Consider the following 10,503-nt stretch of genomic DNA (forward strand, 5'->3'; position numbering starts at 1 on the left):
CAGGTGCAACGGGCGGCCTAAGGCCTCCCCCTGCGAACGGAAGAATCGTTGGACAACGAGATGACACCGGAGAAGCTGGCGTGATTTTATCCATTCGACCTTGAGTCCCYAAAGGAGCTTGGCCGGCCTCCGCCTGATGACGAGACCGAACGAGGGAATGTTGGCGCGAAGACGCCCGGAGACATGGGAGGGTTCGTCCTCATCAGCGACGCGGAGATCCAAAGGGTGCATCGAATACGCTTCCCCCACGGCAGGAAAATATAACCAGCCGTGGCCGCGAAGCGCACCCTAGGTCTGTAAGATATCCACAAAACTGAAAAAGGATGTAAGAGATTTTGTCGAAAAATATTTTTTGGACACCCCTGAGGGGCCGAAAAGCCTTGATAAATCAACATTTCTAGAGGGAGGGAAAAGGTGACTTGATTGTGTGCATGCTTCCGCTCATGCGGCGGCGTTTCCATATACTTCAGCATGTCGTTCATCCAGCCCATGTTCCACTTGTAGTTAAAGCCAAGCCCGCCGTCATACGTCGGCGCCGTCACCCGCGGCCAATCGGTCGAATCTTCAGCGATCATCAAGACGTTGGGGTCATAGGCAAACACCGCTTCGTTTAACTTGCGCAAAAACTCGACCGCATACGGGTTTTCATAGAGCTGGTCGTTGTTCGGCCAATACAGCATGTTCGCGACCGCATCGACGCGGAATCCGTCGACGTGGTAATACTCGAGCCAAAACAAGGCGTTGGAGATGAGAAAACTGCGCACTTCCGGTTTGCCTAAGTCAAAATTCGCCGTCCCCCAGACGTAATTTTCCCGGTCTTTTTCGTTCGCATATTCGTACGTCGGGGCGCCGTCAAACATATATAACCCGTGGGCGTCCTTGCAAAAATGCCCCGGCACCCAATCGAGAATGACCCCGATTCCTGCCTGATGGCAGCGGTCGACGAAATACATGAAATCATGCGGCGCACCGTAGCGGCTTGTCACCGCATAATAGCCGGTCCCTTGATACCCCCACGAACGGTCGAGCGGATGCTCGACAAGCGGAAGCAGCTCAATGTGCGTAAATCCACGCTCTAGCACGTACGGGATAAGTTCGTCGGCCATCTCACGGTACGTCAAAAAACAACCTTCCTTTTTCTTCCACGAACCAAAATGGAGCTCATAAATGACCATCGGCTGCTCGTAAATCCGCTTTCGCCGCTTCTTCCGCTGCCAAGACTGATCGTTCCACTGGTATCCTTTCAGATCGTAGACAATCGAGGCGGTGTGGGGGCGCAATTCGGAGCAAAACGCGTACGGGTCCGCTTTCAGCAGCACCCGCCCATCCGGCGTGACGATCTCATACTTATACAAATGCCCTTCCAAGTTTTCCGGGACAACGATCGTCCATACTCCTTCATCGTTCACTTTGGTGAGGCGGAACTTCGCCCCGTCCCAGCCGTTAAAGCTGCCGACCAGGCGCACGTCGCGCGCATGCGGCGCCCAGACGCAAAAGCGGGTGGCGGCCCTTCCGCCCTCATCGATCACGTGGGCGCCAAACAGCTCGTAGCTTTTATGCAAGCTGCCTTCATGAAACAAATACACTTCCAAATCCGTCGGATTCGCCGCAATCAAGCTCGATCGCATCCTTTCTGAAGCAAGATGATGGCCATACACAATATTGACTCCTATTCGCCAGCAGCAGGATTCATTCCTTGAATTGTTCGTCTATATTTTTAGACAAATTCCAACAACCGCTCTTTCTCGCTGTCGAAATTTCATTTGCACACAAGCGGATTTTTATATTATAATTTATAAATAACGGAGGTGCATTATGGCTCCAACACTGTACGATTTTCACCATCTCCCGCACGTCAAAACGCAACATGAATCAACAAAAGCGCTCTGGGTGACGCTTTTGTTGACCATGTTTTTCACCGTCGTTGAAATCATTGGCGGACTGATTTCCAACTCGCTCGCCCTCTTGTCCGATTCGGTCCATATGGCATCCGATGTATTGGCGCTTGGATTGAGCATGGTCGCCCTCTACATGGCAACGCGCCCGCCGAACCGCCGCTTTACGTTCGGTTTTTTGCGATTTGAAATCATCACATCGTTTTTGAACGGGCTGACGTTGGCCGTCATTGCGCTGTGGATTTTATGGGAAGGCATTCAGCGTTTTCTTCATCCTGAACCGATCAACTTTCGTCTTATGCTCGGAATCGCGGCGATCGGCCTCATCGTTAACTTGACGTTGACCATCGTCTTAAGCCGGAGCACGAAAGAAGAAGACAACTTGAACGTTCAGAGCGCCCTTTGGCATTTCATCGGCGACTTAATCAGCTCGATCGGCGTCATCGTGTCCGCGCTGCTCATTTACTTCACCGGCTGGACGATTTTCGATCCGATCATCAGCCTCGTGATCGCCGCCATCATTTTCACAGGCGGGGCGAAAATTATGCGTGAATCGTATCTCATCTTAATGGAAGCCGTACCTGATGGGTTCGATCTCGAACAAATCCGCGCCGACATTCGACAGATCGAAGGGGTCGAAGACGTGCACGACATGCATTTATGGGCCATCTCCACCGACCATTACTCGCTGTCGGCCCATGTGTTTGTCAGCGAGCACATCCAGCCGCTTTGTGTCATTTTGGCGGTGAATGAAATGCTGAAGGAAAAATACGGCATTGAGCATGCCACGATCCAAGTCGAGCACGCCATGCTCCACGACCATGGCCAATATGGCCGGGCGTTTTTGGAGAAAAAAGCTTCCCATGAATAGGAAATGCCGCCTCTGCTTTGAATGGCATGGGCGGCTTTTTCGTTTGTCCATTTTCCCTTTCAAACAAAAAGGAATCAATACGATCCGCGGCGAACATATAGAGTCATCATGCCGAAGGAAGGGATGCCTCATGGGAATCGGAACGATCTTCTCGTTTTTCAGCGTCGCCATATTGCTTACATTGGCGCCGGGCCCGGACATTTTATTCGTCATCGCCCAAAGCGTGTCGCAAGGCAAACACGCAGGCATCGCCACCGCGCTCGGGCTGTGCACCGGCCTGCTTGTCCATATCAGCGCGGCGGTGCTCGGCGTCTCGGCTGTCATTTACCAATCCGCCTTGGCCTTTGCCGTCGTCAAATATGCAGGCGCTGTGTATTTGCTGTACCTGGCCTGGCAGGCGTTCCGTGAACGAGACGAGGGCCTCTCCTTTGGGAGGCAGAAGCCAATGGCATACGCCTCGCTGTACAAAAAAGGCATTGTCATGAACGTGCTCAATCCGAAAGTGTCGCTCTTCTTTTTGGCGCTCCTGCCGCAGTTCGTTGATCCGTCAGCGGGCCAGATCCCGCAGCAAATGCTCGTATTAGGCGTCATCTTTCTCGTTCAAGCTCTCGCTGTCTTCACCTTAGTGAGCATCGGTGCGGAAAAACTGCGCCAATGGCTCTCGGCCCACACCGCCATCACTAGGCGAATCCATTGGCTCAAAGGCGCCATCTTCGCGCTGATCGGCATCCAAATCGCCGTCAGCGAGCGGTCGTAGCGGAAGAAAAAAGAGGGCGGCTGCCCTCTTTTCTGCTCATCTCCACAACAGTGCCGCGCCTCCCAATATGAGGAGCAGGGAGAGAAATAGCACCCATGTTGACCAAAGATCGATCATTTCAAAAAACAAGACTATTCTCCGCTCACGCCCCTCCTTCTTCTTGTATTCTTCCCACTGCTGCTTAATGATCACGATCCCAAACGGAAACACCCCGATTCCCGCCACAAGGAGAATCACCGCTATTCCTTTGTCATCCGTCCCCATTCCTCTAGCCAACCTCCGCACCGAATCACCGCCCGCGCTTTCAGGCAGGTGAGGATCATGCTTTCTGACGCCGTTCGCCCTCGCTCACGACGCTTTCGTTTGCAGCAGCTTCACACCAAGCCCGATAAACACGATCCCTGTCAATCGATTGACAAGAAGCGCCATTTTCGCGTTTTGACGCATCCGTTTCGTCGCTAGCGCGGCGACATAGACGACGCCAAGCCCCCACAGCGTGCTCGTCACCACGAACGAAACGCCGAGCAGCAGAAACGGAAGCGGGCCGTATGGCTGATCCGTTTGAATGAATTGCGGCAAAAACGAAAGGAAAAACAACGCCACTTTCGGATTCATCACATTCGTCGTCACGCCTTGCTAATAAATCTTGTTCAGCTTCATCGGCGCCAGTTCCTCGGACTCCAACGCTGGCGGCGTCGACTGCCGCATCATTTTGATGCCAAGATACACCAAATACGCTGCGCCAGCGATTTTCACAGCCGTAAATAAGACAACCGACTGCTGCAAAATCACCGCCAAGCCAAACGCAGCGAGCAACGTATGAATGAACACCCCCGTCGAAATGCCCAACACCGAATACACGCCCGCTTTTCTCCCTTGCGCCACACTGCGCCCCATAATATACATCGTATCCACTCCCGGAGTGGCATGCATCAAAATCGACGCCAGCAAATACATCCCGTAACTTGTAATGCCTAACACATGTCTCCCTCCTGACCAAGCTAGCAAACAATCATCCATGGACAGTGGCACTGCTTTCGGGCAATGTTACAAAAGGTGGGGGGCTTCACCACAGATACAGTGACAAAATCGTTCCGTTTTCCAAAACGAATGATCCCAAGAACCTCGATGTCCACCGGCCTTCGAAAAAGCAGATGATGGGTAGCGCCCGGTCGGACAAGCAGCGCTTCCCCAATCGAACATCTTTTTTCCTTCCATGACCGCCCGCTCAACGAAAGCGGCTGTTTTTCACTGTCCTTGTTAGAAGTGAACTGCCCACCACCTACGCTTCGCTTAGAGGCAGGGGCTTCAAGCGACTTGTGCGTGTTCACTGAACGGTAAGCCACAAACAAGAACCCTTTACGCTTCCCTTCGTTCCAAAGGTGTCGGTTTGAACCATAGACGATCATATTCATCGGCGATGGCCAACCGAAATTCATCTCCCACCTACTCATTGATCGATCGCTCTTCACATTCCTTGAGGTGGGAGACTTCTTTCGGAAATGACGTTAACGTAAAAGATCTTCTTCTCATCGTCAGTCAAAAAGGCGATATTTTCGAAATGGAAAAAATGGCAGTAGCGCCAGAAATACTTTTAGTCACATTTTCGTGTCACCTAAAAGGCCGGTAAAAAACGGCTGTCACGAGCAAATCAGCGGCATTTCGCCGAAAAAGAAGATTGATTCCGCAAGGTTGTTCTAATTAAGAAACAGCTGGAACTAGCAGTATTTTATACGAAATCACCTGCCTCCTAAATCACCTGCTATTTTTCCAACCTCTTCTTAACGTCCAGATTTTTCTAGCTCTTTCGAATGGTTTGTTTTCGTTTCTTTCCAAGACAACAGCGTAAGTTCGTATTGGGCAAACCCGTTGGACAATGTCGCCACATAGCGGATGCGGCTGTCTGGCGGCAAATATTTTTGTGCTTCCAGTGACGATTCAAAGGAAACGGTCACCGATGCTTTCCCTTTCACTGGCGCAAAGGTCCAGTTGCCGTCCACGGACGGGTTGATCGTTCCGTTTTCGCGAATATAATCGATGATCACTTGCCGGTTTTCATCCGGCGCGGCCAAAATCGTGTTTTTCCCGCCCGGATTGATGATCCGGTTCGTCGTCGCCCGATAGTTGTTCGTCGCAACGATAAATTCCATCTTCGCCGTCACCGGTTTGCCTTGGAATCGCAAGTTTTTAATGCGGTTTGCTTTCGGATTGATCACATTTTGGTTTTTGTCGTATTTCGCCGGCTCGGTGACATCGATCTCGTACGTCACGCCATCAATAATGTCGAAGTTGTACGTCGGGAAGTCGTTGTTGACAAGCGGCTGAATGCCTGTCTTGTTCGGGTCGATTTGGTTGAATTGTCCCGCCGACCACTCAAGCCATTCTTTCAACTCGGCTCCCGTAATTTTCAGCGCATACACCGTGTTTGGATACAAGTACAAATCGGCGACGTTTTTAATGGCGATTTCCCCTGCCGGAATATCCGTGTAATAGCTCGGTCCACCGCGCCCGCCGGCCTTGAACGGAGCGCCGGCTGACAGCACCGGAAGGCCTTCATACTGCGTCCCTTTTAACATTTTTTCCACATACCACTTTTGGGCGTTCGTGACGATTTGCACGGACGGATCATCTTGAACGAGTGCAAAATAGCTGTTGATCGGGCTCGTAGTTTTTCCAACCGGGCTGCGGACGTACTGGATCGTCGCTTCGTGCTCCGCCTGAATGGCCTGCTCGACGGCCGAATCGCTGTCAACCAACGGCGTTTTCGTCGCCTTGTCATACACTGGACGGAGTTGGGCTTTCGCTTGCGTCACTTTCCATTTTCCGTCGACTTGCTCGACCGTCAAGTCGATCACGCCGAGCGTATCGCCCCATGAACCCGGCATCGTCACCGGAACGCCACTAAAATGCGCAGCTTGACGACGTCCCGCTCCTCCGCGCCTACCGCCGTCGGCCCAAACGAAGGAGCCAGCAGCCCCAACGCCAACACCACGCTCGCCGCCGCGTATTTCTTCCGTTTTTTCAATGTCCATCTCCCACTCATCAAATCATTGTCATCTTTCTGCGCCCGCATAGCGCGCTCGAAGACCGGGTGCCGGTCGTCATCCCGGAGCTCGCCGAGCTATCGCATATGTCGGCCCAGTGAACGAAGCTGATCACCATGGCACAAGCGTTTCTCCAACAAGAGACAACCTGACCTTTTTGTCCTCCTGAGCCCGTCGAAGAGAAAACCTGCCGGATTCGGCGAAGCGAACCCTTGACCAACCGAACACCGCCAAAGGTAACATTCGATAAAGGCAAGGGCGGCTTTTCGATTGCCTCCGTTATTCCCCCATTCTTTGTTGTCCCTTGACAATAATATTTTATTTTAAATATTAAGGAAATAAAATAAAAAATTAGATTCATGATTAACTTCTCAAACTTGCTTACTCCATCGCCTTACGAATATGCTCTGGAATCATCACTACTTCTGTCGTGATCACAGGTTCGTTATATTCCTCATCAATACACTCATACCAGAACGCCAAATGTTTTTTATCAATTTCGTGTTCGGACTCTTCTACGGAAATCCCGCCTTCTCCCTGAACAGAGAACCAGTAAAGAAACTCTCCTTCCTCATTTCGCTCGCGGAAGATCGCTTCGACATGCATTTTTTCATCTTTGAGCGTCAACAGCACCTCGTTCATATGTGTGTTTAATAATTCCATCCATTCATCCACCCGCTTCGATTTTCCTTCCTTTACGCGAAATTTGCTTAATTCTACTTTCATCTCATGCTTCCACCTTTCTATTTATTGATGAGCTTCAAAATATAGAAAGAAAGCAGTATATCTTGTATGCCATGCCGAAAACGGTGGAGATAAGCGTCGCATAATAGTCATCAATGTGACCGTGCGCCACATGCCAGACAACTAACAGAAAAATGATATAGCATACTACATCGAGCAGCATCCCTTGCTTAGACGTTCGTTTTTCACCTTATCTTTCTACTCTATTTCGCTTCCTATCTATATAATTCCTTCTATAATTTTACACTTAACTATATAAATGCACCTTGAAAAGTTAACCTTTGCATCACGCTGCACACCCCAAGCATCGAAGCACCTCTTCCGGTTGTTGATCTATATATTCCATAAACCGGGCAATGGCTTGGTCAATATCCATTTGATCTTTGTGAAACACATTGGCAATGACCGCATCCTTGAGCCATTTCCACAAGCGTTCGATGGGATTCAGCTGTGGGGAATAAGGAGGTAAAAAGATCAAGTGAAACGATTCCCCTTCTTGGCGCAAGAAATCTCTCACCATTTTGGCATGGTGGATGCGGGCATTGTCGAGCACGAGCACGATCAGCTGGTCTGGATAACGGCTCTTCAAGATCTTTAAAAAATCCAAAAACGTCGTCGCATTCGCAGCGACTGCTCGATGAAGAACGGTGTCCCCATTGAGCACATTCACCGCCCCAAATACAGAAACGTGGGCATGATGGCCGTACGTAGGCACTTTCCATTTCACCTCACCGAACACGATTGTACGCACACGATTTTCTTTTCTCGAATCGTATTCAGTAAATAAAAAAACAAGAGATTTCACTTACGTGAAACCCCTTGTCCCTAAAGCCTTCTTCCTATTTTCGATGCCGATGGTGGGAGTCGAACCCACACGGGCAAAGCCCACACGATTTTGAGTCGTGCGCGTCTGCCAATTCCGCCACATCGGCGCGACATGCATTATTTTATCACATTACTTCATGTCTGTCAACACTTTTTATATTCATTAGATGGAGGCGGCACCCGGATTCGAACCGGGGGTAAAGGTTTTGCAGACCTCTGCCTTACCACTTGGCTATGCCGCCTTGATCGAGAGCGGAAGACGGGACTCGAACCCGCGACCCTCACCTTGGCAAGGTGGTGTTCTACCACTGAACTACTTCCGCGTCATTGGCTGGGGTAGCTGGATTCGAACCAACGCATCACGGAGTCAAAGTCCGTTGCCTTACCGCTTGGCTATACCCCAACGCCGAAAAGTGAAGGGCGACTAGTGGGAATCGAACCCACGCATGCCAGAGCCACAATCTGGTGCGTTAACCACTTCGCCATAGTCGCCATAATGATAATCAAAATGGCAGGGGCAGTAGGAATCGAACCCACACCGGAGGTTTTGGAGACCTCTGTTCTACCATTAAACTATGCCCCTTTAATCATGGTGGAGGGGGACGGATTCGAACCGCCGAACCCAAAGGGAGCGGATTTACAGTCCGCCGCGTTTAGCCACTTCGCTACCCCTCCAAAGAATGGTGCCGACTGCAGGACTTGAACCCGCAACCTACTGATTACGATTCAGTTGCTCTACCAATTGAGCTAAGTCGGCATAACTATGATATAAATCGCGGCTCATTGTTCATTTGTTGTGTCCCTTCCTCTACCAGCCAACTCGAAGAAGCTGGATGCGTCGGGACAACTCGCAACCGATTCGATGAAGCGGATGCTCGTCTCTACCAATTGAGCTAAGTTGGCATACATATGATGCACATTATTGTTATATGGTGGCTCGGGACGGAATCGAACCGCCGACACAAGGATTTTCAGTCCTTTGCTCTACCGACTGAGCTACCGAGCCATATTAAGTTTTTCATTGCTTTGCTTGTACTGCACCGTGTCTCTTCCTCTACAAGCTGATTCGAGGAAGCCAGATGTGTTGAGGCAACTCCAACTGAACTACTGAGCTGTCTCTTTTCATAATTTTGAAACAATGGCGGTCCCGACGGGACTCGAACCCGCGATCTCCTGCGTGACAGGCAGGCATGTTAACCACTACACTACGGGACCAATTTTGGTTGCGGGGGCAGGATTTGAACCTGCGACCTTCGGGTTATGAGCCCGACGAGCTACCGGACTGCTCCACCCCGCGGCGATAGGAAAGTAAATTAATTTGCACAATGTTCTTAGCGTTGTTATCCGTTACCTCTTCCTCTACAAGCTGATTCAAAGATGCCAGATGCGTCGAGGTAACTCGAAGTGAATTCGATGAAGCAAAGGCTCGTCGCTCCACTCCACAACGATTAAAAATGGTGGAGGATGACGGGATCGAACCGCCGACCCCTTGCTTGTAAGGCAAGTGCTCTCCCAGCTGAGCTAATCCTCCACGAAGAAGTGACCCGTACGGGATTCGAACCCGTGTTACCGCCGTGAAAGGGCGGTGTCTTAACCACTTGACCAACGGGCCATGTTGATGAATCATGGCGGAGAGCAAGGGATTCGAACCCTTGAGGCGCTATTCACGCCTACACGATTTCCAATCGTGCTCCTTCGACCACTCGGACAGCTCTCCACGATGGCTCCGCAGGCAGGATTCGAACCTGCGACCAATCGGTTAACAGCCGATTGCTCTACCACTGAGCTACTGCGGAATGACATCACTTTAGACATTTATTATTATAATGATTCGCGTTGAGCTGTCAAGGACTTTTTTTCATTCCTTCAAAACTAGATAACCGTCGGAAGAAGCCGCTTATAGGTCAAGCCCTCGATCGATTAGTATCCGTCAGCTCCACGTGTCGCCACGCTTCCACCTCGGACCTATCGACCTCGTCATCTTCGAGGGATCTTACCCGCCTGACGCGGTGGGAAATCTCATCTTGAGGGGGGCTTCACGCTTAGATGCTTTCAGCGCTTATCCCGTCCGCACATAGCTACCCAGCGGTGCCCCTGGCGGGACAACTGGTACACCAGCGGTGCGTCCATCCCGGTCCTCTCGTACTAAGGACAGCTCCTCTCAAATTTCCTGCGCCCGCGACGGATAGGGACCGAACTGTCTCACGACGTTCTGAACCCAGCTCGCGTACCGCTTTAATGGGCGAACAGCCCAACCCTTGGGACCGACTACAGCCCCAGGATGCGATGAGCCGACATCGAGGTGCCAAACCTCCCCGTCGATGTGGACTCTTGGGGGAGATCAGCCTGTTATCCCCGGGGTAGCTT

Annotated in this window: 6 protein-coding genes, 15 tRNA genes, 1 rRNA gene and 3 pseudogenes; 2 read left to right on the forward strand and 23 right to left on the reverse strand. The window is 51.1% G+C overall.

Features of this window, described 5'->3' with window-relative positions; genetic code table 11:
* Positions 1-404: 404 nt before the first annotated feature.
* Positions 405-1,628: pseudogene (gene glgB, locus AP057_RS00005) on the reverse strand (1,4-alpha-glucan branching enzyme); the annotation flags it as partial.
* A gap of 187 nt (positions 1,629-1,815) precedes the next feature.
* On the opposite strand from glgB, the gene AP057_RS00010 reads away from it, so the two are divergent.
* Together AP057_RS00010 and AP057_RS00015 are read left to right on the forward strand one after the other, a co-directional pair.
* Positions 1,816-2,766: a cation diffusion facilitator family transporter gene (locus tag AP057_RS00010; RefSeq protein WP_055357766.1), complete on the forward strand. Its 951-nt coding sequence runs from the start codon at positions 1,816-1,818 to the stop codon at positions 2,764-2,766.
* A 130-nt stretch (positions 2,767-2,896) separates the two neighbouring features.
* Positions 2,897-3,523 carry a LysE family translocator gene (locus AP057_RS00015; RefSeq protein ID WP_055357767.1) on the forward strand — a complete coding sequence of 209 codons (627 nt, stop codon included), beginning with the start codon at positions 2,897-2,899 and terminating at the stop codon, positions 3,521-3,523.
* Positions 3,524-3,559: 36 nt separating this feature from the next.
* Here AP057_RS00015 and AP057_RS00020 read toward each other — a convergent pair whose 3' ends face one another.
* From AP057_RS00020 to AP057_RS00125, 22 genes and pseudogenes are all read right to left on the reverse strand, one after another.
* The gene (locus AP057_RS00020; RefSeq protein WP_033016373.1) at positions 3,560-3,787 is read right to left on the reverse strand and encodes a hypothetical protein; all 228 of its coding nucleotides are present in this window, start codon (positions 3,785-3,787) and stop codon (positions 3,560-3,562) included.
* Between the two features lie 84 nt (positions 3,788-3,871).
* Positions 3,872-4,504, reverse strand: a pseudogene (locus tag AP057_RS00025) (LysE family translocator).
* 812 nt (positions 4,505-5,316) lie between these two features.
* Positions 5,317-6,426, reverse strand: a pseudogene (locus AP057_RS00035) (bifunctional 2',3'-cyclic-nucleotide 2'-phosphodiesterase/3'-nucleotidase); the annotation flags it as partial.
* On the reverse strand, positions 6,411-6,548 hold the full coding sequence (locus AP057_RS17330) for a hypothetical protein (RefSeq protein ID WP_162489996.1): 138 nt from the start codon (positions 6,546-6,548) through the stop codon (positions 6,411-6,413). The gene AP057_RS17330 and the pseudogene AP057_RS00035, both read right to left, overlap by 16 nt.
* A gap of 400 nt (positions 6,549-6,948) precedes the next feature.
* Positions 6,949-7,293 (reverse strand): DUF6176 family protein, encoded by a 345-nt coding sequence (locus AP057_RS00040; RefSeq protein ID WP_012749497.1) that lies wholly within the window; start codon positions 7,291-7,293, stop codon positions 6,949-6,951.
* 304 nt (positions 7,294-7,597) lie between these two features.
* Positions 7,598-8,116: an IS630 family transposase gene (locus tag AP057_RS00045; protein ID WP_235468406.1), complete on the reverse strand. Its 519-nt coding sequence runs from the start codon at positions 8,114-8,116 to the stop codon at positions 7,598-7,600.
* Positions 8,117-8,160: 44 nt separating this feature from the next.
* Positions 8,161-8,243: transfer RNA gene (locus AP057_RS00050), tRNA-Leu, on the reverse strand.
* A 61-nt stretch (positions 8,244-8,304) separates the two neighbouring features.
* A tRNA-Cys gene (locus AP057_RS00055) sits at positions 8,305-8,378 on the reverse strand.
* 9 nt (positions 8,379-8,387) lie between these two features.
* Positions 8,388-8,459 (reverse strand) — tRNA-Gly (locus AP057_RS00060).
* Between the two features lie 5 nt (positions 8,460-8,464).
* Positions 8,465-8,539, reverse strand: a tRNA-Gln gene (locus tag AP057_RS00065).
* Between the two features lie 16 nt (positions 8,540-8,555).
* A tRNA-His gene (locus tag AP057_RS00070) sits at positions 8,556-8,628 on the reverse strand.
* Positions 8,629-8,645: 17 nt separating this feature from the next.
* Positions 8,646-8,719, reverse strand: a tRNA-Trp gene (locus AP057_RS00075).
* Positions 8,720-8,726: 7 nt separating this feature from the next.
* Positions 8,727-8,811 (reverse strand) — tRNA-Tyr (locus tag AP057_RS00080).
* Between the two features lie 6 nt (positions 8,812-8,817).
* Positions 8,818-8,893: transfer RNA gene (locus tag AP057_RS00085), tRNA-Thr, on the reverse strand.
* A 173-nt stretch (positions 8,894-9,066) separates the two neighbouring features.
* Positions 9,067-9,142 (reverse strand) — tRNA-Phe (locus tag AP057_RS00090).
* 133 nt (positions 9,143-9,275) lie between these two features.
* Positions 9,276-9,351, reverse strand: a tRNA-Asp gene (locus AP057_RS00095).
* Positions 9,352-9,356: 5 nt separating this feature from the next.
* Positions 9,357-9,433: transfer RNA gene (locus AP057_RS00100), tRNA-Met, on the reverse strand.
* 158 nt (positions 9,434-9,591) lie between these two features.
* A tRNA-Val gene (locus AP057_RS00105) sits at positions 9,592-9,667 on the reverse strand.
* Between the two features lie 9 nt (positions 9,668-9,676).
* Positions 9,677-9,748: transfer RNA gene (locus AP057_RS00110), tRNA-Glu, on the reverse strand.
* Between the two features lie 14 nt (positions 9,749-9,762).
* A tRNA-Ser gene (locus AP057_RS00115) sits at positions 9,763-9,853 on the reverse strand.
* Positions 9,854-9,857: 4 nt separating this feature from the next.
* A tRNA-Asn gene (locus AP057_RS00120) sits at positions 9,858-9,932 on the reverse strand.
* Between the two features lie 104 nt (positions 9,933-10,036).
* Positions 10,037-10,503, reverse strand: a 23S ribosomal RNA gene (locus tag AP057_RS00125); the annotation flags it as partial.

Source organism: Geobacillus sp. Sah69, from assembly GCF_001414205.1.
Lineage (GTDB): Bacteria > Bacillota > Bacilli > Bacillales > Anoxybacillaceae > Geobacillus > Geobacillus stearothermophilus.